The 21,998-nt window shown below is 65.0% G+C and carries 20 protein-coding genes and 1 pseudogene; 14 read left to right on the top strand and 7 right to left on the bottom strand.

Translation table 11 applies throughout. The annotated features are described in order from the left end of the window. Positions 1 to 128 precede the first annotated feature (128 nt). The 4 genes and pseudogenes from CT676_RS09005 (at position 129) to CT676_RS08990 (ending at position 4,782) form a co-directional block, all read left to right on the top strand. The gene (locus CT676_RS09005) at positions 129 to 2,087 is read left to right on the top strand and encodes an ABC transporter ATP-binding protein/permease (protein ID WP_085404828.1); all 1,959 of its coding nucleotides are present in this window, start codon (positions 129 to 131) and stop codon (positions 2,085 to 2,087) included. A gap of 74 nt (positions 2,088 to 2,161) precedes the next feature. Next, positions 2,162 to 2,872, top strand: a pseudogene (locus CT676_RS09000) (phosphatidylserine decarboxylase); the annotation flags it as partial. A gap of 86 nt (positions 2,873 to 2,958) precedes the next feature. Continuing rightward, positions 2,959 to 3,840: a phosphatidylcholine/phosphatidylserine synthase gene (locus tag CT676_RS08995; protein WP_028146689.1), complete on the top strand. Its 882-nt coding sequence runs from the start codon at positions 2,959 to 2,961 to the stop codon at positions 3,838 to 3,840. A 222-nt stretch (positions 3,841 to 4,062) separates the two neighbouring features. Beyond that, a complete protein-coding gene (locus CT676_RS08990; protein WP_085404827.1) occupies positions 4,063 to 4,782 on the top strand; it encodes an RraA family protein in 720 nt (239 codons plus the stop codon). 16 nt (positions 4,783 to 4,798) lie between these two features. Here the strand turns inward: CT676_RS08990 and CT676_RS08985 are convergent, their stop codons facing one another. Next, on the bottom strand, positions 4,799 to 5,092 hold the full coding sequence (locus CT676_RS08985; RefSeq protein ID WP_085404826.1) for a hypothetical protein: 294 nt from the start codon (positions 5,090 to 5,092) through the stop codon (positions 4,799 to 4,801). A 100-nt stretch (positions 5,093 to 5,192) separates the two neighbouring features. On the opposite strand from CT676_RS08985, the gene CT676_RS08980 reads away from it, so the two are divergent. The 9 genes from CT676_RS08980 (at position 5,193) to CT676_RS08940 (ending at position 16,017) form a co-directional block, all read left to right on the top strand. Further along, positions 5,193 to 6,017, top strand: coding sequence for an SDR family NAD(P)-dependent oxidoreductase (locus CT676_RS08980; protein ID WP_085404825.1), 825 nt, complete (start codon positions 5,193 to 5,195; stop codon positions 6,015 to 6,017). Positions 6,018 to 6,243: 226 nt separating this feature from the next. Next, the gene (locus CT676_RS08975; protein WP_028146686.1) at positions 6,244 to 7,017 is read left to right on the top strand and encodes a MotA/TolQ/ExbB proton channel family protein; all 774 of its coding nucleotides are present in this window, start codon (positions 6,244 to 6,246) and stop codon (positions 7,015 to 7,017) included. Between the two features lie 24 nt (positions 7,018 to 7,041). Next, the gene (locus CT676_RS08970) at positions 7,042 to 7,872 is read left to right on the top strand and encodes a flagellar motor protein MotB (protein ID WP_135214412.1); all 831 of its coding nucleotides are present in this window, start codon (positions 7,042 to 7,044) and stop codon (positions 7,870 to 7,872) included. Between the two features lie 273 nt (positions 7,873 to 8,145). Beyond that, on the top strand, positions 8,146 to 10,044 hold the full coding sequence (locus tag CT676_RS08965) for a potassium transporter Kup (protein WP_085404824.1): 1,899 nt from the start codon (positions 8,146 to 8,148) through the stop codon (positions 10,042 to 10,044). A gap of 140 nt (positions 10,045 to 10,184) precedes the next feature. After that, positions 10,185 to 12,113 (top strand): potassium transporter Kup, encoded by a 1,929-nt coding sequence (locus CT676_RS08960; RefSeq protein WP_028146684.1) that lies wholly within the window; start codon positions 10,185 to 10,187, stop codon positions 12,111 to 12,113. 158 nt (positions 12,114 to 12,271) lie between these two features. Beyond that, positions 12,272 to 12,598: a rhodanese-like domain-containing protein gene (locus CT676_RS08955; RefSeq protein WP_085404936.1), complete on the top strand. Its 327-nt coding sequence runs from the start codon at positions 12,272 to 12,274 to the stop codon at positions 12,596 to 12,598. Positions 12,599 to 12,605: 7 nt separating this feature from the next. Next, the gene (locus tag CT676_RS08950; RefSeq protein ID WP_085404935.1) at positions 12,606 to 13,787 is read left to right on the top strand and encodes an aminotransferase; all 1,182 of its coding nucleotides are present in this window, start codon (positions 12,606 to 12,608) and stop codon (positions 13,785 to 13,787) included. A gap of 5 nt (positions 13,788 to 13,792) precedes the next feature. Continuing rightward, a complete protein-coding gene (locus CT676_RS08945; RefSeq protein WP_085404823.1) occupies positions 13,793 to 14,917 on the top strand; it encodes a polyamine ABC transporter substrate-binding protein in 1,125 nt (374 codons plus the stop codon). Between the two features lie 293 nt (positions 14,918 to 15,210). Beyond that, a complete protein-coding gene (locus tag CT676_RS08940; RefSeq protein WP_085404822.1) occupies positions 15,211 to 16,017 on the top strand; it encodes an outer membrane beta-barrel protein in 807 nt (268 codons plus the stop codon). Between the two features lie 226 nt (positions 16,018 to 16,243). Here CT676_RS08940 and CT676_RS08935 read toward each other — a convergent pair whose 3' ends face one another. From CT676_RS08935 to CT676_RS08910, 6 genes are all read right to left on the bottom strand, one after another. Beyond that, positions 16,244 to 17,176, bottom strand: a complete 933-nt coding sequence (locus CT676_RS08935; RefSeq protein ID WP_085404821.1) for a lipid A biosynthesis lauroyl acyltransferase — start codon at positions 17,174 to 17,176, stop codon at positions 16,244 to 16,246. An 8-nt stretch (positions 17,177 to 17,184) separates the two neighbouring features. Next, on the bottom strand, positions 17,185 to 18,462 hold the full coding sequence (locus tag CT676_RS08930; protein WP_063983968.1) for a beta-ketoacyl-ACP synthase: 1,278 nt from the start codon (positions 18,460 to 18,462) through the stop codon (positions 17,185 to 17,187). 47 nt (positions 18,463 to 18,509) lie between these two features. Then, positions 18,510 to 19,715 carry a beta-ketoacyl-ACP synthase gene (locus tag CT676_RS08925; protein WP_085404820.1) on the bottom strand — a complete coding sequence of 402 codons (1,206 nt, stop codon included), beginning with the start codon at positions 19,713 to 19,715 and terminating at the stop codon, positions 18,510 to 18,512. Then, positions 19,712 to 20,182, bottom strand: a complete 471-nt coding sequence (locus CT676_RS08920; RefSeq protein ID WP_063983966.1) for a 3-hydroxyacyl-ACP dehydratase FabZ family protein — start codon at positions 20,180 to 20,182, stop codon at positions 19,712 to 19,714. Before CT676_RS08920 ends, CT676_RS08925 begins: the two co-directional genes overlap by 4 nt. A gap of 10 nt (positions 20,183 to 20,192) precedes the next feature. After that, positions 20,193 to 20,480, bottom strand: coding sequence for an acyl carrier protein (locus CT676_RS08915; RefSeq protein ID WP_007592476.1), 288 nt, complete (start codon positions 20,478 to 20,480; stop codon positions 20,193 to 20,195). A 208-nt stretch (positions 20,481 to 20,688) separates the two neighbouring features. Further along, positions 20,689 to 21,030, bottom strand: a complete 342-nt coding sequence (locus tag CT676_RS08910; RefSeq protein WP_063983965.1) for a hypothetical protein — start codon at positions 21,028 to 21,030, stop codon at positions 20,689 to 20,691. Between the two features lie 338 nt (positions 21,031 to 21,368). On the opposite strand from CT676_RS08910, the gene CT676_RS08905 reads away from it, so the two are divergent. Then, the gene (locus tag CT676_RS08905) at positions 21,369 to 21,998 is read left to right on the top strand and encodes a ParB-like protein (RefSeq protein WP_085404818.1); all 630 of its coding nucleotides are present in this window, start codon (positions 21,369 to 21,371) and stop codon (positions 21,996 to 21,998) included.

The raw sequence follows: 21,998 nt of genomic DNA, 5'->3' as shown, positions 1-21,998 counted from the left end.
TAAATGGCGACAAACAATCAAAGATTCGCCATCTGGCGGGGTGCGCTGGCATCGGGAAGGCTCTATATGACGGGCGAAAACCGCAAATCGTAACGCTGCCCGCACCCGGTGGGCTTTCAGGCTTCTTGATGGACCAACCTCAATCGTTCGACGGCGCAGACGTTCCCGTTCCTCCCGCAGGGGGATCGCTGGAGCGGGCCACGCTGATGGGCACGCTGGCGCATCTGTGGCCCTATATCTGGCCGGGCGACCGTTTCGACCTGAAGATGCGGGTGGTCTGGTCGATGGTGCTGCTGCTCGCCGCCAAGCTGATCACGCTGACCGTGCCGTTCAGCTTCAAATGGGCGACGGATGCGCTGACCGGCGCCAACACCGCACCGGTCGCGGCCGACAACTGGCACCTCTGGGTGATCGCCTCGCCATTGCTGCTGACCGCAAGCTATGGCGTGACGCGCATCCTGATGGCGGTGCTGACGCAATGGCGCGACGGCATCTTCGCCCGCGTCGCCATGCATGCGGTGCGCAAGCTCGCCACCATCACCTTCATCCACATGCACGAGCTGTCGCTGCGCTTTCACCTCGAGCGCAAGACCGGCGGCCTGACGCGCGTGCTCGAGCGCGGCCGCGAGGGTATCGAGGTCATCGTGCGCATGGTGATCCTGCAGCTGATCCCGACCATCGTCGAGGTCACGCTGCTGCTGGCGGTGCTGCTGTGGCAGTTCGACTGGCGCTACGTGGTCGCGACGCTGATCACGGTCGCGGTCTACATGTACTACACCTACATCGCGACCGAGTGGCGGATCGGGATCCGCCGCAAGATGAACGATTCCGACACCGAGGCGAACACCAAGGCGATCGACTCGCTGCTCAACTACGAGACGGTGAAATATTTCAGCGCCGAGGCGCGCGAGGCGCAGCGCTACGACCGCTCGGTCGCGCGCTACGAGGAGTCGAGCGTCCAGGCCTATACCTCGCTCGCGGTGCTCAACACCGGCCAGGCCGTGATCTTCACGCTCGGGCTGACCGCGACCATGCTGATGTGCGCGATCGGCGTGCGCAACGGCACCAACACGGTCGGCGATTTCGTGCTGGTCAATGCCATGATGATCCAGCTCTACCAGCCGCTGAATTTCATGGGCATGGTCTATCGCGAGATCAAGCAGGCGATCATCGACATCGAGAAGATGTTCAACGTGCTGGGCCGCGAGGCCGAGATCAAGGACGTGCCCGACGCGAAGCCGCTGGTGGTCTCGGCCGGCAATATGCGTTTCGAGGACGTGCGCTTTGCCTATGAGCCGACGCGGCCGATCCTCAAGGGCATCAGCTTCGAGGTGCCCGCCGGCAAGACGGTCGCGATCGTCGGCCCGTCCGGTGCGGGCAAGTCGACCATCTCGCGTCTGTTGTTCCGTCTCTACGACGTCTCCGGCGGCAAGATCCTGATCGACGGCCAGGACATCCGCGAGGTCACGCAGGCCAGTTTGCGCGCCTCGATCGGCATGGTGCCGCAGGATACGGTGCTGTTCAACGATACCATCCGCTACAACATCCGCTACGGCCGCTGGGATGCCGATGATGCCGAGGTCGAAGAGGCGGCGCGGCTGGCGCAGATCGATCATTTCATCCGCATGGCGCCGATGGGCTACGAGACCCAGGTCGGCGAGCGCGGCCTGAAGCTCTCGGGCGGCGAGAAGCAGCGCGTCGCCATCGCGCGCACCGTGCTCAAGGCGCCGCCGATCCTGGTGCTGGACGAGGCGACCTCGGCGCTCGACACCCACACCGAGCACGAGATCCAGGGCGCGCTCGACCGCGTGTCGAAGAACCGCACCTCGCTGGTGATCGCGCACCGGCTGTCCACCATCGTCGGCGCCGACGAGATCATCGTGCTGGACCAGGGCCGGATCGCCGAGCGGGGCACCCACGCCAAGCTGCTCGTGCAGGGCGGCCTTTACGCCAGCATGTGGAACAGGCAGCGTGAAGCCGAGGCGGCTCGGGAGAAACTGGCCAAGATGGCCGACAGCAGCGAGGCGCCCAACCGGGAGCCGCCGCCGGTCGACGACGCCCTCGCGACATCAGCGGCCGCGGAGTGACCTTGTCTCCGGTCCCAACTCTGGCCTAAACAACTCCACCGCGCGGGGGCGACCCGGCGCCATCAACTCCCAGGCGGCAGATAGCGATGTCCATCCTCGATTCGATCCAGCGTCAGATCCCGCCGATCCACAAGGAGGGCTATCCCTTCATTGGCGGCTTTGCGCTGGCAAGCCTGATCCTGTTCTGGTTGTGGTCGCCGCTCGGGTGGATCGGCACGATCCTGACCGTGTGGTGCGCGCTGTTTTTCCGCGACCCCGTGCGCGTGACGCCGGTGCGCGAGGGGCTCGTGGTGTCGCCGGCCGACGGCCGCGTCTCGATGATCACCATGGCGCTGCCGCCAGCCGAGCTCGGGCTCGGCGACCGGCCGCTGCCGCGGATCTCGGTGTTCATGAGCGTGTTCAACTGCCACGTGAACCGCAGCCCGATCGCGGGCAGGGTGGATCGCATCGCCTACCGGCCGGGCCTGTTCATCAACGCCGAGCTCGACAAGGCGAGCGAGGACAATGAGCGCAACTCGCTCGTGATCACGACGCCGACGGCGCGGATCGGCGTGATCCAGATCGCGGGGCTCGTCGCCAAGCGCATCGTCTGCTTCGTCAGGGAAGGGCAGGCGATCGGGGCGGGCGAGCGGTTTGGCCTGATCCGCTTCGGCTCGCGCCTCGACGTCTACCTGCCGCTGGGTACCAAGGCGCTGGTGTCGGAAGGGCAGACCGCGATCGCCGGAGAGACGATTTTGGCCGATCTTGCCGGGGACGACCCAAGCCGCGCCTACCGCGCCAATTAACCAATAGTCGGTCCAAAGGGGCCTTCCGCCGCAATGGCGGAGGGGAACAGGGCTTGCTATATCTCGCATTGAGATAAGGACGAGCCATGACGCCCTACGACTTCAAGGATCCCGACGTCCGCCGCCGGCGGTTCCGCCCGATTCCGGTGCGGATGCTTGTGCCCAACGTCATCACGCTGCTGGCGATCTGCGCCGGCCTGACCTCGATCCGGCTGTCGATCGAGGGGCGGATGACGCTCGCGGTCTACGCCATCGTGTTCGCGGCCGCGCTCGACGGCATCGATGGTCGCGTCGCGCGCATGATCAAGGGCCAGTCCAAGTTCGGCGCCGAGCTCGACAGCCTCGCCGACTTCGTCAATTTCGGCGTCGCGCCCGGCCTGATGCTGTACTTCTGGCAGTTGCACGAGCTCGGCAATGCCGGCTGGATCGCCGCCATGGTGTTCGCGATCTCCGGGGGCTTGAGGCTCGCGCGCTTCAACGCCACCATGGACGATCCGAACAAACCGGCCTTCGCCGCCAATTTCTTCACCGGTGTGCCGGCGCCGGCCGGCGCGATCACGGTGCTGCTGCCGATCTACGTCGCGTTTCTCGATCTCGGCCGGCTGCCCGCAGCGGTGACGGCGGCCTATACGCTCTTGATCGCCTTCCTGATGGTGTCGCGCCTGCCGGTATTCTCCGGCAAGACCAAGCGCATGCGCGTGCCGCCCGAGCTGGTGCTGCCGGCGTTCGTCGCGGTGATCGTCTTCATCGCTATCCTGATCGCCTATCCCTGGCACGTGCTGTCGATCGGCACGGTGCTGTATCTGCTCGGTTTGCCGCTCGGCTACAAATCCTACCGCGACCAGGCGCGCGCGATGGCGGCCACCGCGCCGTCGGGAGGCGAGGTCCCGTCGCCGCCTTCGGCGCCGACGCTGGCCAATTTGTCGGAGCCGCCGCTCGACGACGACCGGCCCGGACGGCTGCACTAAAGCGCGATGAGATTTGGCTGAATCGTCATCGCGCTTTAGGTCGTTGTTTGAGCATGATCTTTTCGGAAAACCGCTGCGCACTTTTCCGGATCATGCACTGAGCGGTTTTCGCGGATATCTGCCATGAAGGCGGCCGAGTTGGGTTGAAGCCCGATCTCGGCTATATCGCCCTGTGCCGGCGGCACCGCGCCAACAGCGGCCGCCAATCTGGGAGAGAACGCCGTGACTGATACCGCGACCGGGCCGCTGCCCGCTGCCGTCCTCGAAGCGCTGGGCCGCTATGACACCCCGACGATCTGCAATGCCATGGAGATCGTGGCGCCCGAGCGCCGGTTGATCGGCTACACCACCAAGCAACTGGTCTGCCCATTTCCCGACCTGCCGCCGATCGTTGGCTATGCCCGCACGGTTGCGATCCGCTCGGTGCTGAAGTCCTCGCTGCCGGCCGAAGAGCAGTCCAGGCGCCGCATCGAATATTACGAATATGTCGGCACCGGCCACGGTCCGCGCATCTCGGTGATCCAGGACATTGACGGTCCCGACGTCGGCTACGGCGCGTTCTGGGGCGAGGTGCAGAGCAACGTGCACAAGGCGCTCGGCTGCCTCGGCGTCATCACCGACGGCTCGATCCGCGACATCCCGCAATGGGCCCCTGGCTTCCAGGCGCTGGCCGGCTCGATCGGCCCGTCGCATGCTTGGGTGCATGCGGAAAGTTTTGGTGGCGAGGTTCGCGTCGCCGGTATGACCGTGAAGTCCGACGATCTGATCCATGCCGACCAGCACGGCGCCATCGTGATCCCGCTCGACATCGCCGCAAAGCTTCCCGAGGCTGCCGAACTCTGTGGCCGCCGCGAGACGCCGATCCTGGAGATCGCGCGCAGCCCCGACTTCTCGCTGGAGAAGCTGAAGGCCGCGCTGAAGCGCTCGGCGGAGATTCACTAACGGGCGACCGAACGACTTAGGGCCGCGTTGCCGGCCGTGGGCCGCCCTGTTCCGTCAGAAACAGGGCGGCCTGATCCGGCTCGCCGAAGACTGCGGCGGCGCATCCGATCAGGGTGAAGCCGCCGGCGAGATCCCAGAGGGTGATGTTTTCGGCGTTATCTGGGACATGAATCAAGCGCGCTGCGATCACGGCAAAGCCCGCCTCGACAAACAGCAAGACGCTGAACGCCGGCAGGACGAGCCCTGGCTCGAGCAGGTGGAGCGCCAGTACCGCGGGCAGCGCGGTGAGAAGACCGAACAGCGTCAACATGGCAAAACGGCTCCTGCGATGGAGCATGCCGCCCGGCGATAGAATACTGCATGATCTCTCGTCGCGGATGTGGCGCAGGGCCGCAGTCGGAGGACGCACAATGAAGATGACTGGCAAAACCGTCCTGATCACCGGTTCGACGGACGGCGTCGGCCGTCACGTCGCGCGCCGGCTGGCCGAAGCAGGTGCGAGGGTCCTGATCCATGGCCGCGATGCCGTGCGCGCGAAAGCGCTGATCGACCAGATCGTGCAGGCGGGCCACGCTGCGCCGACATTCTACCAGGCCGACTTGTCGTCGATGTCAGGCACGCGAGAGCTCGCCGCGGCCGTTATCCGCGATCACCAGCGTCTCGATGTGTTCGTCAGCAACGCCGGCATCGGCTCGCAGAACGACGGACCGCAACGGCAGGTGAGTCCCGACGGCTACGAACTGCGCTTTGCGGTGAATTACCTCTCGGGCTTCCTGCTTGCGCACTTGCTGCTGCCGCTGTTGACGTCCGCAGCACCTTCGCGCGTCGTCAATGTTGCCTCCCTCGGTCAGCATCCGATCGATTTCGACGACGTCATGATCAGCAAGGGCTACAGCGGCTCGCGCGCCTACGCACAGAGCAAGCTCGCGCAGATCATGTTCACCATCGATTTCGCGGAGGAGTTGAAGCGCATGGGCATCACCGTCAACGCGCTGCATCCGGCGACCTACATGAACACCACGATGGTGCGTGCCGGCGGCATCACGCCGATCTCGACGGTGGAGCAGGGCGGTGCGGCGATCCTGCACCTCGTCGAAGGCGACGACGTCGCCGGCAAGAGCGGACTGTTCTTCAACGGCATGAACGAGACCCGCGCCAATCCGCAGGCCCACGATGCCGGCGCACGCAGGCTCCTGCGCGCACTCAGCCTCGAGCTGACCGGGCTTTCGTCCTGAGCCGCCGTCCTGGCGCCCCGCAATCATGGTTAGCGAAGTGTTGAGATTCCCGTCGGTCGCGGGCAAAGCCGGCGCCCTGTCAGCGCGCTGCGCCGGTCTGGCGCCCCGGCTCAACTTAACCTTTACGCGGCTTTAAGGGGGGCACTCTAGGGTTTCCGATGCGGTTCGGGGTTGGGCCGCGCCAGCGGCCAGGACGGCCGTTGTTGCGTTCGCGTTGGAGTGTCCCATGGATATCATGACGAGCGTCGGGCTCATTGCGGGCATCATCGTGATTACGGCGATGATCTTCATGGGCGGCGACCTCCACATGTTCATCTCCGAACATGCCATGATCATCATCTTCGGCGGCTCGGTCTCGGCCACCATGATCCGCTTTCCGCTCAGCGCGCTCCTGCACGGCCTTCCGCTCGGCGCCAAGTTCGCTTTCACCATGAGCCGCCTGTCGGCGCACGACCTCGTCGACGAGCTCGCCCGCATCGCCGAGATCGCCCGCAAGCAGGGCCCGGTCGGCCTCGAAAAGGTCGAGACCGACGAGCCGTTCCTGGCCAAGGGCATCCGCTACGTCGCCGACGGCTACGACCTCGACTTCATCCGCGACAATCTCGAGCGCGACCGCGACAACTTCCTCATGCACCTCGACGAAGGCAGCAAGATCTACCGCGCCATCGGCGATTGCGCCCCGGCCTTCGGCATGATCGGCACCCTGATCGGCATGGTGCAGATGTTCGCGAACATGACCGATCCCTCCAAGCTCGGCCCGTTCATGGCGACCGCGCTGCTCGCAACCCTGTACGGTGCGCTCGTCGCGAACCTGTTCTGTCTGCCGATCGCCGACAAGCTGCACGGCAAGCTGCTCGACGAGGAAACCAACCGCACGCTGATCATCGACGGCATCTTGATGATCCGCGACTCCAAGAGCCCGACGCTCGTGCGCGAAATGCTGCTGGCCTATCTGCCGGAGAAGCATCGTCACGCTGAGGGCGAGCCGGTGCCGGCGTAAAGCCGCCGCCCGGGATCTCGAGAGATGGCCAAGAAGAAGCGCGGCGATGCTCACGGTGGCGGTCACGGCTGGTTCGTGACCTTCGCCGACCTGATGGGCCTGATGATGAGCTTCTTCGTGATGCTCGTCGCGTTCTCGACGCAGGACGCCAACAAGCTGAAGATCGTCGCCGGCTCCATGCGCGACGCATTCGGCGTGCAGAGCGAAGCGCGCTACGCCGGTATCGTCGAGTCCGACGGCCTGCCGACCCGCCCGCGGCTGAAGAACGTCGACCACATCCAGCCCGAGGACGCCTCCAACACGCCGACGCCGGATCAGGAGGACCGCGACCGCACGTCGGGCGCGAAGATCAAGGTCGACCGCAACTTTGCGCTCGCCGCGGCCTCGCTGCGCCAGGCGTTGCAGGACATGCCGGAACTGACCGAGATGTCCAAGCACATCATGTTCGAGGAGACCAAGCAGGGGCTCAACCTGGAGATCGTCGATCAGGATGGCCGCTCGATGTTCGCCGACGGCTCCAAGGTGCCGTATGACCGCACCCGCCGCCTGATCGAGAGGCTCGCGATCCCGCTGAAGGCCACGCCGCTCCGTGTCTCCATCGCCGGCCACACCGCGGCCGGATTCGTGCCGACCCGCAGCGACTATGGCGCCTTCGACCTGTCGGCCGATCGCGCCAACGCCGTGCGTCAGATCCTCGAACGCGAGGGCCTGCCGCCGTCCCACATCTTCGCCGTCGCCGGCAAGGCGGACACCCAGCCGCTGTTTCCGGACGATCCCTCGCTCGCGGCCAACCGGCGGGTGACGATCACGCTGATGCGCGAGGATCCGCCGCTGCCGCCGAATTTGAAGCCGTAGAGCGTGTCGCGCGAAGCAGCCGCCGGCTTTGCGTGAAGAAAACGCATCGAACCCGGAATCTCGAGGCCCGCTCCGCTTCCCGCGGAGCGGACGGCTCCAGGCACTTGCGCTACCATCTTACCTGAGGCATGTCGTCGCGCTAACAACGATCGTTGCTGCGCCGTCACAGCATCCGCCCCGGCGGCTGCTATGGTGGTGTGCCGATTGACAGGCGCGCCGGAACGGTCAAAAGGCGCCGGATCAATTCTCGGGAAGAAGCGTTTCTCATCTCACATGACGGCGAGCATCACATCGACCGACGCTCAGGACGGGCCGGTCACCTCGGGTTTCTGGGGCCTGACGCTCGGAAGCATCGGTGTTGTCTTCGGCGATATCGGCACCTCGCCGCTGTACGCATTCCACGAGGCGGTCAGGGGCGCGGCCCATGGCGAGCCGGTCTCGCGGGTCATGGTGCTCGGCGTGCTCTCGCTGATTCTCTGGGCGCTCTTTATCGTCGTCACCGCCAAATACGTCCTGCTCCTGCTGCGCGCCGACAATAACGGGGAGGGCGGCACGCTCTCGCTGATGGCACTCGGCCAGCGCGCGCTCGGGCGGCGAAGCTGGTTTCTGATGGCGCTCGGCGTGGTCGGCGCCTCCATGTTCATCGGCGATTCCATGATCACGCCGGCCATCTCGGTGCTGTCGGCGGTCGAGGGTCTGAAGCTCGTGACCCCCGCCTTCGACCACTATGTCGTACCGCTCACCGTCATCATCCTGGTGTTGCTGTTCGCGGTCCAGAGCAAGGGGACGGCGCTGGTGGCCTCGGCCTTCGGGCCGGTGATGGTGATCTGGTTCACCGTTCTTGCGGTGATGGGCGCCGTGCACATCGCCGACGATCCGTCGGTGCTGGCGGCCATCAATCCCTATTACGCGCTGCAATTCCTGCTGTCGCACGGCACGATCGGCCTGGTGACGCTCGGCGCCGTGTTCCTGGCGGTGACGGGCGGCGAGGCGCTCTACGCCGATCTCGGCCATTTCGGCCGCAAGCCGATCCAGTCGGCCTGGATGTTCTTCGTGCTGCCCGCGCTCCTGATCAACTATTTCGGGCAGGGCGCGCTGGTGCTGTCCGATCCCAGCGCGATCGAGCATTCGTTCTATCGCATGGTGCCGGAGAGTCTGGTGCTGCCGCTGGTTGGACTTGCGACCGCGGCGACCGTGATCGCGAGCCAGGCCGTGATCACCGGCGCCTATTCGCTGGTCTATCAGGCGGTGCAGCTTGGCCTCCTGCCGCGCTTCGAGGTGCGCTACACCTCCGAGACCCATGCCGGCCAGATCTATCTGCCGCGTGTGAACCGGCTGCTGCTGATCGGCGTGATGCTGCTGGTGCTGTTGTTCCACACCCCCAGCAATCTGGCTTCGGCCTACGGCATCGCGGTCTCCACCACCATGGTCGCCGACGGCGTCATGGGCTTCGTCGTGATCTGGAAACTGTGGAACTGGCGCGCTGCGACGGCTGCGGCGGTGATCGTGCCCTTCGTCGTCGTCGACATCAGCTTCTTCAGCGCCAATCTGCTCAAGCTGCTCGAGGGCGCCTGGGTGCCGCTGCTGTTCGGCGCGGTCATGGCCGGGACGATCTGGACCTGGCGCAAGGGGACCGGCATCCTGCTCCAGAAGACGCGCCGGATCGAGGTGCCGCTCGACGACCTGATCCGCAGCCTCGAAAAACGCCCGCCGCACATCGTCAAGGGCACCGCGGTGTTCCTCACCAGCGATCCCGCCTTCGTGCCGACCGCGCTGCTGCATAATCTCAAGCACAACAAGGTGCTGCACGAGCACAACGTGGTCCTGACCATCGAGACCGCGCACACGCCGCGGGTCGAGCTGTCCGAGCGGTTCCGCATGGAGAAGATCAGCGACAAGTTCTCCAAGGTCAGGCTGCGCTTCGGCTACATGGAGCAGCCGAACGTGCCGAAAGCGCTGGCGATCGCCCGCAAGCAGGGCTGGCAGTTCGACATCATGTCGACCTCGTTCTTCGTGTCGCGAAGGTCGCTCAAGGCCTCGGCGCAGTCGGGCATGCCGCTGTGGCAGGACCATCTCTTCATCGCGCTGAGCCGGTCCGCCAACGACGCCACCGACTATTTCCAGATTCCGACCGGGCGGGTGGTTGAAGTCGGCACCCAAGTCACCATCTGAACGCAATTGGCCAAGTCATGCAAATTTCGCATGGCAAGGGCCCAAAATCGGGCTAGGCTATGCCGGCAGCGCAGGACTATAAGCCGCGCGCTCTTCCGCCGTTGTGCAGTGAAGCATTCTAGAGGCCACTGGGCTCTCCCATGACAAGTGACGTAGCGATTTCCGCCCCGGAAACGGCGGCGGCCAATGGGCATGGCGAAGCCCACACGACCGCCCGTTTCGGTGCGCTGACGCTCGGCAGCATCGGCGTCGTCTACGGCGATATCGGCACCAGCCCGCTCTACGCGTTCCGCGAGGCGGTGATGGCGGCCTCGGGCGCGGAGGGGGTGCCGACGCCGGCGGCCGTGCTCGGCGTGCTCTCGCTGATCCTGTGGGCGCTCATCGTCGTGGTGACGCTCAAATACGTCGTGATCCTGCTCCGTGCCGACAACAATGGCGAGGGCGGCACGCTGGCGCTGATGGCGCTGGCCCAGCGCGCGGTCGGCACCGGCGGGGCGACCATCGTCCTGCTCGGCATCATTTCCGGCGCCCTGTTCTACGGCGACGCCGTGATCACGCCGGCGCTTTCGGTGCTGTCGGCCATCGAAGGCATGAAGGACGTCACCCTGCACTTCGAGCCCTACATCGTTCCGTTGACCGTGATCATCCTGGTCGGCCTGTTCGCCGTGCAGTCGCGTGGTACCGCCCGCGTCGCCGCGTTCTTCGGTCCGGTGATGTGCGTCTGGTTCGCGGTGATCGCGATCGCGGCAATCCACCCGATCATCGAGCAGCCGCAGGTGCTGTTCGCGCTGAACCCGCTCTACGCCGTGTCCTTCATGTTCCACCACGGCATCATCGGCTTCGTGACGCTGGGCGCCGTGTTCCTGGCGGTCACCGGTGCCGAGGCGCTCTATGCCGACCTCGGCCATTTCGGCAAGCGGCCGATCCAGACCGCCTGGCTGTTCATCGTGCTGCCGTCGCTGGCGCTGAACTATCTGGGGCAGGGCGCTCTCGTCCTCGGCGATCCCGGCGCGATCGTGAGCCCGTTCTTCCAGCTGTTCCCGCAAGGCTTCTTCCGCGGCTGCATGGTCGTTCTCGCCACTGCCGCCACGGTGATCGCGAGCCAGGCCGTCATCACCGGTGCCTATTCGCTGACGCGCCAGGCGATTCAGCTCGGGTTGCTGCCGCGCTTCGAAATTCGCCATACCTCTGAAGCCCATTCGGGCCAGATCTTCATCCCGCGCATCAACCAGCTTCTGCTGGTCGCGGTGGTGCTGCTGGTGCTGCTGTTCCGTTCCTCCAGCGCGCTGGCGTCGGCCTATGGCATCTCCGTCACCGGAACCATGGTGGTCACGGCGATGATGGGTTTCGTCGTGATCTGGAAGGTCTGGAAGTGGTCGCCGTTCGCTGCCGCCGCCCTGATCGTGCCGTTCCTGTTCCTCGACCTGACCTTCCTCGCCGCGAACCTGCTCAAGGTATTCGAGGGCGGCTGGGTCCCGCTCGCGCTCGGCGCGCTCATGATCATCCTGATGTACACGTGGCGGCGCGGCAGCCGGCTGCTGTTCGAGAAGTCGCGCAAACTCGAATTCCCGCTCGCGGATCTCGTGGCGATGCTGGAGAAGCGGCCGCCGCAGCGCGTGCCCGGCACCGCGGTGTTCCTGACCTCAGACCCGCTCAGCGCCCCGACCGCGCTGATGCATAGTCTGAAACACTACAAAGTGCTGCATGAGAAGAACGTCATTCTCACCATCGAGACCGCGCAGACACCGCGGATCGATCCGGCCGAGCGGGTGAGGCTGGAGCAGATCTCACCGACCTTCTCCAAGGTGACGCTGAAGTTCGGCTTCATGGAATCGCCCAATGTGCCGAAGGCGCTGGCGATCGCCCGCAAGCTCGGCTGGCAGTTCGACATCATGTCGACCTCGTTCTTCCTGTCGCGCAGGGCGCTCAAGCCCGCCGCCCATTCCGGCATGCCGCGCTGGCAGGACCGGCTGTTCATCTCGCTCAGTCGCTCCGCCAACGACGCCACCGACTATTTCCAGATCCCCTCCGGCCGCGTGGTCGAGGTCGGTACCCAGGTCACGATTTGAGGCGGGATTCAAAGCCGCACTTCAAGTCGCTGCGATTTAGCTTTAACTTGCGGGATGCAGCTCAAGCCTTTGTAGCGCTTGATTTTCGGCTGCCGAGAGGCGAGGTTGCCGCCCGCCGGGATCGCCCCGGCAGGCGGCTCGTGACGTTGGAGGATGATGTGGCAAACCAGGTACAGGATCTGACCCCGGACGAGGTCTCCAGGGGTGTCGCGGAAGGGCGCTATCTCCTCGTCGACGTGCGCGAGCCGAACGAGGTCGACGCCGAGGCCTATCCCTACGGCGTCGTCGTGCCGCTCTCGACCTTCGATCCCAAGGCGATCCCCGATCCGCAAGGAAAGGAGGTCGTGTTCGCGTGCCGCTCCGGGAAACGCTCGGTGACGGCCTCGCTCGCGGCGCAGGCGGCGGGTCTGCCTTATGACAAGCATCTGGCCGGCGGCATGCTGGGCTGGAAGGCGGCGGGACTTCCCAGCAAGGTCGGTGGCTGACCTCGCGATGACGACCAAGAGCTCCTCGCTGAACAAGGTCTTTGCCGACCTTCCCGTCACCATCTTCGAGGCGATGTCGCAGGCCGCACGCGACAACAACGCCATCAATCTCGGCCAGGGCTTCCCTGATGATCCCGGGCCTGAGGACATCCGCCGCGCCGCGGCCGATGCCTCGCTGAACGGCTACAACCAGTACCCCTCGATGATGGGCCTGCCGGAGCTGCGCCAGGCGATCGCGACTCATTACGGTCACTGGCACGGCCTCAAGCTCGATCCGATGAGCGAGGTGATGGTGACCTCCGGCGGCACCGAGGCGCTGACCTCGGCGATCCTCGCGGTGGTCCAGCCCGGCGACGAGGTGGTTTGCTTCCAGCCGGTCTATGATTCTTACCTGCCGATCATCCGCCAGGCAGGCGGCATTCCGCGCCTGGTCCGCCTCGAGCCGCCGCACTGGCGGTTGAATGAGGACATGCTGAAAAGCGTCTTCAATTCAAAGACCAAGGCGGTGCTCTTCAACAATCCCCTGAATCCGTCCGCGGTGGTCTATCCGCGCGAGGACCTCGAGCTGCTCGCCCGCTACTGCCAGGAGTTCGACGTCATCGCGATCTGCGACGAGGTCTGGGAGCACGTCACCTTCGACGAGCACAAGCACATCCCGCTGATCACCATCCCCGGCATGCGCGATCGCACCATCAAGGTCGGCTCGGCCGGAAAGATCTTCTCGCTGACTGGCTGGAAGATCGGCTTCGTCTGCGCCGCGCCGCCGCTGCTGCGGGTGGCCGCCAAGGTGCACCAGTTCCTGACCTTCACCACCGCACCGAACCTCCAGACCGCCGTCGCCTATGGGCTCGGCAAGTCCGACGACTACTTCCTGTCGATGCGGAAGGACCTGACGCGAAGCAGGGACCGCCTGACCAAGGGACTGGAGAGCCTCGGCTTCCCCGTGCTGAAGTCGCAGGGCACCTACTTCCTCACCGTCGACCTGTCGCCGCTCGGGCTCAACGAGAGCGATACCGAGTTCTGCTGGCGGATCGTGAAGGATTACAAGGTCGCGGCGATCCCGGTGTCGGCCTTCTACGAGCAAGATGCGGTGACCTCCGTGGTGCGCTTCTGCTTTGCCAAGAAGGACGAGACGCTCGACACCGCGCTGGAGCGGCTGTCGGACGCGGTGCGCGGGCGCAAGAGGTAGGAAAGATGACGAACGTCGGCCGCTCCGGGCGTTGCCTTGGTTTTGCAATCGCCGCGGCGCTGACGTTGCTTTCCGCCCCCGCAGGGGCCGAGGAGCGGGTCGTCAACTTCTACAACTGGTCCAACTACATGGCGCCTGACGTCCTTGATGCCTTCACCAAGGAGACCGGCATCAAGGTGGTCTACGACACGTTTGATGCCAACGAGACGCTGGAGACGCGCCTGATGGCCGGCAAGTCCGGCTACGACGTCGTGGTGCCCACGGCCTATTTCCTCCAGCGCCAGATCAAGGCCAACATCTTCCAGAAGCTCGACAAGTCGAAGCTGCCGAACCTCTCCAATGCCTGGCCGGTGGTGACCGAGCGCCTTGGCATTTACGACCCCGGCAATGTCTACGCCGCCAACTTCATGTGGGGCACGACGGGCATCGGCTACAACGTCGCCAAGGTGAAGCAAATCCTCGGGCCCGACGCCAAGATCGACAGCTGGGACATCGTCTTCAAGCCGGAAAATTTGGCGAAGTTCAGAGATTGCGGTGTCCACATGCTCGACTCCGCCGACGACATCTTCCCGGCGGCGCTGAACTATCTCGGGCTCGATCCGAACTCGACCAAGCAGGCCGACCTCGAGAAGGCCGCCGAAATCGTCGCCAAGGTCCGACCGTCCGTGCGCAAGTTTCACTCGTCCGAATATCTCAGCGCACTCGCCACCGGCGAGATCTGCTTCGTGGTCGGCTGGTCCGGCGACATCATGCAGGCCCGCGCCCGCGCGGGGGAGGCCAAGAAGGACGATAGCAGCGGCATCGAGATCGGCTACGCCATCCCGAAGGAGGGCGCGCAGATGTTCTTCGACAATCTCGCGATCCCCGCGGACGCCAAGAACGTCAAGGAAGCCTACGAGCTGATCAACTATCTCTACCGTCCTGATGTCGCCGCCAAGAATTCGGACTTCCTGTCCTACGCCAACGGCAACCTCGCCAGCCAGAAGCTGGTCGATCCGAAGATCCTGAACGACAAGAACATCTATCCGGACGAGGCGACGCTGGCAAAACTGTTCGTCATCACGGCGCGCGAGCCGGCGACACAGCGGATCATCAACCGGCTCTGGACCAAGGTGAAGACGGGGCGGTAGTCGCTCTGGGAACCGCCCGGAAGCCAAAATCTGCAAAACAACCCCATGCACAGTAGAAGCGTCACCTGCGGGTCGCCGGCGGTGGCGGTGCTTAAGTCGCGATGACGCCTTTGACGCGCGGACGCAATGACCTGAAGCAGCGCGCGCGGCGCTGATCCGTTGCCGGCCTTCTCAGATCGCGCACACAACCTGAAGTCGTTGCGATGGTATCCGGATGTGTCCTTGGGGTGACAGCGTCCGGCGCGGTTCCGGTGTATGGAACCGGAATATATTCGCTCATAGGAATTGCCCCAATGAAGAAAGTTGTTCTGGCTGCGGCTGGCTCGTTGCTGTTCGTCACCGCTGCGTCGGCGGCTGACATGGCCCCGCGTTACACCAAGGCTCCTGTCGTGGTGCCGGTCTACAATTGGGGCGGTCTCTATCTCGGTATCAACGGTGGCGGCGGTTCTGCGCACACTTGCTGGGACATCTTCAACGATTCCGGCTTCCCGATCGTGCCGTCAGTTCCCGAGGGGTGCCACAACGCGACAGGCGCCACCGTCGGTGGACAGATCGGCTATCGCTGGCAGGCGACCAACTGGGTGTTCGGCCTGGAGGCGCAGGGCAACTGGGCCGATTTTAGGGGCAGCAACGCGAGCCAGTATGCCGTCTTTGGTACCACCTCTCTCCTCAACGACGTCACCAAGGTCGACGCCTTCGGCCTGTTCACGGGGCAGGTCGGATACGCCTTCAACAACGTGCTGCTCTATGCCAAGGGCGGTGCGGCCGTCGTTCACGACAAATACTCGCTCACGGTGACGCCGGCCGGCGCGGCCGCTCTCGCGCCGTTCTTCGCCGTCGTCGCCGGCCAGACCGGTGCCGTCGGCTCCGAGACGCGTTGGGGAGGGACCGTGGGAGCGGGAATCGAGTTCGGCTTCGCGCCGGGCTGGTCTGTCGCTGTCGAATACGATCATCTGTTCATGGGCAGCCGGGACGTGACCACGAACACCATTGCCCCCTTCGCCGCGCCGCCAAGCACCCACCGCATCAGCCAGGACATCGACATCGGCACGGTGCGCGTGAACTACACGTTCGGTGGACCGGTGGTCGCGAAGTACTGAACGGTTCGAGAGCTTGAACGCGAAGGCCCCGGTCATGCGCCGGGGCCTTTTTGTTTGGGACGAAGTCTTTCGGCAGAGAGAAGGCCAGACCCTCACCCTGAGGAGCGCGCTCTTCGCGCGCGTCTCGAAGGGCGAGGCCACCGGCCGGGCCGTCATCCTTCAAGACGCGCGTTCCGCGCTCCTCAGGATGAGGAATAGGTAACCGCGATAGCCGTTTGACGGCTCGCTACCGCCACCTTCTGTGCAGCCACAGCCACTGCTCGGGATGCTCGCGCACCCAGCTTTCCACCACGCTCGTGATCGCCTGCGTCGTGCCCTGGATGTCGATCTTGCCGTCGGCGTCGCGCACCGGCTTGATCTCCTCGGTCAGCTCGCCGCGGAAACGGTTGCCGGGCAGGCGGATGATGCGGACGCCGTGGATCGGGCATTCGACCTGGCGGAGCAGGCGGGCCAGCATCGGGTTGGCGCGGGTCTTGCGGCCGAAGAAGGTGACCTCGACGCCGCCGGTCAGGTACTGGTCGATCAGCATGGCGACGTGCTTGCCGTCCTTCAGCGCCTGCGCGAGCCGCAGCGGCGCATCGCGCCCCGCGGGGATCAGCGTGCCCATGTTGACCTGGCGCATCTCCTGGATGATGCGGTCGGCAGAGGCGATGTTCGGCCGGCGATAGAGGATCGCAGTGTCCAGCCCATGCGCGACGGCGGCGAGCGCCGGCAGTTCCCAGTTGGCGAGATGGGCTGCAAAGATCAGCGCTGGCTTGCCGTCGTCGCGGATCTGGTCGAACAGCTCGATGCTGCGCTGGGGCAGTTCGATCCGGCTCTTTTCCGGATGATCGCGGTCGTAATCCCAGACTTGGTCCATATGGGCGAATTCGGCACCGACGCGGCCGAGATTGTCCCACACGCCCATCAGGATGGTTTCGATTTCTTCCGGCGACTTCTCCGGAAATGCCGCGGTGAGGTTGGCGCGGCCGATGCGGTGCTCGCGCAGGCGCGGGCCGATCGTCTTCACCACGCGGGAGAAGAAGTCCGAGGTCTTGGCCGGATCGAAATAGCGCGTGGTGCGCAGCATGCCGACGGTGGTGGCCCCGATCAGGCTTCCGCCGAGCGACTTGGCAGCCTCCCGCGCGCGGGCCTTGATGCTCGCAGGTAACAGCGCCATGCGTCCGGTCAGGCCGGTTCGCGGGTCAGGATCAGCGAGGCGTTCTGGCCGCCGAAGCCGAACGAGTTCGACATGACCGCGGTGACGCGGGCATCGCGCGCCTTGTTGCCGACGACGTCGAACAGGATCGTGGGATCCGGATTGTCGTAGTTGATCGTCGGCGGAATGCGCTGATGCTCGAGGGTGAGCAGCGAGAAGATCGCTTCGACCGCGCCCGCGGCCGAGATGGTGTGGCCGACCATCGACTTGTTGGAGGTCACCGGGATCTTCTGCGCGAGATCGCCGAACACGGCCGATGTCGTGTTGAACTCCATCTTGTCGTTCTCGGGCGTCGCGGTGCCGTGCGCGTTGATGTGGTCGATCTGGTCCGGCGTCATGCCGGCATCGGCCAGCGTCTTGTTCATGCAGCCGATGATCGGCTTGCCATCAGGCGAAGAGCGGGTGCGGTGGAAGGAATCGGTGAGCTCGCCGCAGCCGGCGATCACGCCGAGGATTTTTGCGCCGCGCGCGGTCGCTGCTTCGTAGCTTTCCAGCACGAGGGCGCCGGCGCCTTCGGCCATGACAAAACCGTCGCGGTTCTTGGAGAAGGGGCGGGAGGCCGCCTGCGGCGGATCGTTCTGGGTCGACAGCGCCGAGAGCAGCGAGAACCGCACGAGAGCTTCGGGGTTCACGGTGCCGTCGGTTGCCACGCACAGCGCGGCATCGGTCTCGCCGCGGCGGATCGCCTCGACGCCGAGCTGGATCGAGGTCGCGCCCGAGGCGCAGGCCGTCGACAGCGAGATCGGCGAGCCCTTGGTGCCGAAGGTCTCGGCGAGATAAGCTGCTACCGAGCCGAACATGAAGCGGTGGTGATAGGCGCTGTACTTGCCGCCGCCGGAGATGCGCAGCAGATCGTCATAGGTGATATCCTGCGCGCCGACGGCACGGCCGAGCTCACGGCGCTGCGGCCACTCGACTTCGACCGGTGCAACCGCAAGGAAGAGCGGACCGGGGAAATCGGCCTTGGCGCCGATGCCGGCCTGCGCGAGCGCTTCCTGCGTGACGAGCTCAGCCATCCGCTCGGACAGGCCGGTGGAGGAGAACGGATCGACGCTGACGAAATCGACCGTGCCGGCCATCGTCGTCCTCAGGCCGTCGACCGGAAAGCGCGTGATGGTGCGGATGCCGGATTCGCCGGCCACGAGCTTCGCCCAATTGTCGGCCTTGCCGTTGCCGAGCGAGGTCATGATGCCCATGCCGGTGACGACGACGACGGGACGCCCGAGTTTGTCGCGTGGTGCAGTCATGTCGATCCCCCGATTGAGCTAGAGCATCCGCCAAAGCGCGACGCGCTTCAGCTTACGGCCTCGACCAGAGCCATGCCCTCGCCGCGCCAGTGTCCGGCCCCCACCACCACAATCTGGGTGGGCGCGCCCTGCATTTCAATCTCGGTCCCGGTGGAATCGTTCGGCGGGAACAGCGCACCGCGCGAGATCGACAGCGCCGCGAGCGCGATGCCAAGCGGGAATTGCGTTTCCATGGCGTGGCCGAACATCGTGCCGGTCGAACGCACCGGGAAGTCAGCATGGCCCTTCAGGAAGCCGCGCTCCTCTGACGTCGCGGGCTCCGCGCCGGTCGCGCCCGATATGATCGCGCCCTTGCCCTCGCGCCTGGGCAGCTTTTCCCAAAGCTTCTCCAGCGTCGCGGCCGTGTCGCCGGGTTGCTTGCGCCGGGCGAGGTCGGCAACGACGCTCGACAGCTTTGCGAACGGCTTTGCGCCGCGCGCTTCCGCGTGCGCCTTCGATTCCAGCACCAGGAACGCGCCGGCAGATCCCAACGCGAAACCGGGGTGATCCTTGCGCGCCCACACCGGAGCAAACTTGTCTTTCAGGTTGAAGTCGCCGAATTCGTAGAGGACCATCAGGTCTTTGCGCTCGCCATTGTGGGAGCCGCCGATCAGCGCGATGTCGCTCTCGCCCGAGGCGATGCGCGCGAGCGCAATGCGCGCCGCATCGGCACCCGCGACCTCTTCGCCCATGAAAGTGCGCGAGGTGCCGCCGAGACCGTGCACGATGGCGATGTTGCCGGCGAGCAGGTTCGAGAGCTGGGCCAGGAACAGCGTCGGCCTGAGATCGCTCATCAGCCGTTCGTTGAGGAAGCCGGGCGCATTGGCGCCCTTGACCTCGGCCGTGAGCACGCCGGAGTCGACATTGAGGTCGCGCTCGCCGCCGCCGGCGGCCACCACCATGTCGATCTTCGACAGGATGTCCTTGTTGCCCTTGATCCCGGCGGAATCGAGCGCCAGGCCCGCGGCGTAGGTGCCGATGCGCTGCCAGGCTTCCATCTGGCGCTGGTCGCCCTTCTTCGGGATCTGGCTGTCGAAGCTAACCGGCATCAGGGGATGCACGATGCAGGGCGCAAAGCCCTTCTCGTCGACATTGATGCGCTTGTCCTGAAGCGCGGCCCAGTTGGCGTCCAGGCCTTCGCCGAGCGAGGTGGCAAGGCCAATGCCGGTGATCCAGACTTCCGTCTGGCCGGGCTTCAAAGCAGTGTCAGTCATGGCGATCCGGCCTGTTGCGGGAAGCCGACGCGTTTGGCGACCGCGTCCATGAAGCCGCGCATATCCGCATTGGGGAAGGGGATCTGCGTGAAGGTGAGCGTCGAATTCGCGCGCAGCTTACCGCCGACCTTGATCTTGGCCTCGGTCACCGCATAGCCCGAGCCCTGATGCGACAGGGTCGCCTCGATGGTCATGAGATCGCCGGGGAAGACCGAGCCGCGGACCTTGGCCTCCTTGACGGCGGCCAGAATCGGCATGCGCTCGAACTTGAGCACGCCGAGCTGAAGCCAGCCCGAAGCCTGGGCCATCGATTCGATCAGGAGCACGCCGGGCATCAGGGGATAGCCCGGGAAATGCCCCTCGAAGATCGTGCTCTCCTTGGGGACCAGGGCTTCGACGACAATCGTCTTCGCGTCGACGTTCAGGTCGACGACGCGATCAATCATGTGGAAGTATTCGAGTTGCATGACCGCGCGCTTAGGCGCTCGCGCCCTTGGCCGCAACCAGTTCGTCGATGCGGGCGCACAGATTTTTCAGCACGAAATACTGCTCGGTGGTCGCCTTGCCGTCGTTGACCTCCTGGGTCCACTTTTCCAGCGGCAGCTTGATGCCGAACTGCTTGTCGATTGCGAACGCGATGTCCAGGAAATCGAGGCTGTCGATGCCGAGGTCATCGATGGCGTGGCTATCCGGCGTGATCGTGTCGCGCGGGATGTCGCAGGTTTCAGCGATGATCGTAGCGACCTGATCGAATGTGGAGGACATCACTAAGCCTTTGATATATTGCTGATATTTGTCTGAGGTTCCAGAGTGGAACGGTGGGTGGGCATCGCGCCCCGATGACGCCCTCAACCCCCCCTCTGGCCGGGTCGAAAGCCCGTATATCGGAGCGCCGCCCTGAGTTCAATGGAGCCGGGCGGCCCCGGCGACAGGGCTGGGGATGCCGTCGGCGGCCTTTTCACCCGGGGGGTGCCTAGATATGGGGCGTCGTGATCTTGGCGCAGTCGCGGCGGCCCATCAGCACGCAATCCTGGGTGCGGCGCAGGTCGGCAATGCTCACCGCGAGCCAGATCCCGATTGCGGTCAGCGCGATGGTGAAGGCGAGCGCCGCAATATTGGCGAGCATGCGGTGGCGGAAATTGTCCGGTTCCGGGCGGGGCTTCTCGTAGCGCGACAGGTCGAGCGGCTCGGGCGCGACGCGCAGCGGCTGGACGGTACCGCTGCCCCGTTGGACCGGCGGGGGAGACGCGTTGCGCGGCCTGAACTGGAGCACCCGGTGCTCGTCATCCGAGCTGATGGGCCGCTGTGTTTTCATGGTGAGGGGATCACTCCGAAGCAGCGGTTTTTAGATAGCATACGTCGTGAATGCCTTGCAGAAAATCTTCTCAACGCGCACGTGCATTGCGCTTTCGCACTATCTTGCATGGCATATTTCCGGAGCGGCTCGCGAGCGAACGCGCCGCCGGCTGTCAGGTCGGTGACAGGAAGCGGAGGTTGCGTTGCAGCAACAACCCCGAAGCATGCATCGCTGGCTCTCGTGAACATCTGCTTGTGATCTCCGCGGCCGGATCGAACGCATTTTGCCACCGCGGGGCCCGTGGCATAATCAGGGGAACCGGACCAACGGTTGCAACCATGTGAGGGGCCTTCATCATGACCACCACCAACGCGCGCGAACCGAGAGTGCATCCGGTGCCGATCCTGTCGCTCCGGCCGACGCAGATGACGGTCGGCATGCGCGAGGTCAAGGAGAAGCGCAAGCGCTGGCGCGAGCACGGCAAGAAGAAGCAGGCCGACCTGCTCGGCAATCACATGATCCCCGTCGTCTACGGACCGGACCAGCGCTACTACGTGATCGACCATCATCATCTCGGCCGCGCATTGCACGACGAGGGCGTCAAGGAAGTGCTGGTGACCGTGGTCGGCGACCTCAGAATGGTCGAGCGCGAGGCTTTCTGGGGCGTGATGGACAACAAGCGCTGGGTCTATCCTTACGATTCCAAGGGCGAGCGGCGTCCGTTCCGCGACTTGCCGAAATCGGTCGTCGATCTCAAGGATGATCCCTTCCGCAGTCTTGCCGGCGAGCTCCGCCGCATGGGCGGCTTCGCCAAGGACACCACGCCGTTCTCGGAATTCCTGTGGGCCGACTTTCTGCGCCGGAAACTGACGCGCAAGGCAGTCGATGCCAATTTCGACAAGGCGCTCGAGAAGGCCCTGTCCGCGGCCAAGACCAAGGACGCTATCTATCTGCCCGGCTGGTGCGGGCCGGCGGATGACGATTAG

The sequence above is a fragment of the Bradyrhizobium sp. MOS001 genome, assembly GCF_004634465.1.
GTDB lineage: Bacteria > Pseudomonadota > Alphaproteobacteria > Rhizobiales > Xanthobacteraceae > Bradyrhizobium > Bradyrhizobium barranii.
Note: the sequence above shows the minus strand (reverse complement) of the source record. Positions and strands in the feature narration are given on the sequence as shown.

Coding starts and splice junctions, on each gene's coding strand:
- CT676_RS08930 (WP_063983968.1), bottom strand. CDS start 18,462: ATGACTGCACCACGCGACAAACTCGGGCGTCCCGTCGTCGTCGTCACC.
- CT676_RS08965 (WP_085404824.1), top strand. CDS start 8,146: ATGACGGCGAGCATCACATCGACCGACGCTCAGGACGGGCCGGTCACC.
- CT676_RS08925 (WP_085404820.1), bottom strand. CDS start 19,715: ATGACTGACACTGCTTTGAAGCCCGGCCAGACGGAAGTCTGGATCACC.
- CT676_RS08910 (WP_063983965.1), bottom strand. CDS start 21,030: ATGAAAACACAGCGGCCCATCAGCTCGGATGACGAGCACCGGGTGCTC.
- CT676_RS08945 (WP_085404823.1), top strand. CDS start 13,793: ATGACGAACGTCGGCCGCTCCGGGCGTTGCCTTGGTTTTGCAATCGCC.
- CT676_RS08980 (WP_085404825.1), top strand. CDS start 5,193: ATGAAGATGACTGGCAAAACCGTCCTGATCACCGGTTCGACGGACGGC.
- CT676_RS08970 (WP_135214412.1), top strand. CDS start 7,042: ATGGCCAAGAAGAAGCGCGGCGATGCTCACGGTGGCGGTCACGGCTGG.
- CT676_RS08905 (WP_085404818.1), top strand. CDS start 21,369: ATGACCACCACCAACGCGCGCGAACCGAGAGTGCATCCGGTGCCGATC.
- CT676_RS08935 (WP_085404821.1), bottom strand. CDS start 17,176: ATGGCGCTGTTACCTGCGAGCATCAAGGCCCGCGCGCGGGAGGCTGCC.
- CT676_RS08960 (WP_028146684.1), top strand. CDS start 10,185: ATGACAAGTGACGTAGCGATTTCCGCCCCGGAAACGGCGGCGGCCAAT.
- CT676_RS08950 (WP_085404935.1), top strand. CDS start 12,606: ATGACGACCAAGAGCTCCTCGCTGAACAAGGTCTTTGCCGACCTTCCC.
- CT676_RS08985 (WP_085404826.1), bottom strand. CDS start 5,092: ATGTTGACGCTGTTCGGTCTTCTCACCGCGCTGCCCGCGGTACTGGCG.
- CT676_RS08915 (WP_007592476.1), bottom strand. CDS start 20,480: ATGTCCTCCACATTCGATCAGGTCGCTACGATCATCGCTGAAACCTGC.
- CT676_RS08975 (WP_028146686.1), top strand. CDS start 6,244: ATGGATATCATGACGAGCGTCGGGCTCATTGCGGGCATCATCGTGATT.
- CT676_RS08940 (WP_085404822.1), top strand. CDS start 15,211: ATGAAGAAAGTTGTTCTGGCTGCGGCTGGCTCGTTGCTGTTCGTCACC.
- CT676_RS08995 (WP_028146689.1), top strand. CDS start 2,959: ATGACGCCCTACGACTTCAAGGATCCCGACGTCCGCCGCCGGCGGTTC.
- CT676_RS09005 (WP_085404828.1), top strand. CDS start 129: ATGGACCAACCTCAATCGTTCGACGGCGCAGACGTTCCCGTTCCTCCC.
- CT676_RS08920 (WP_063983966.1), bottom strand. CDS start 20,182: ATGCAACTCGAATACTTCCACATGATTGATCGCGTCGTCGACCTGAAC.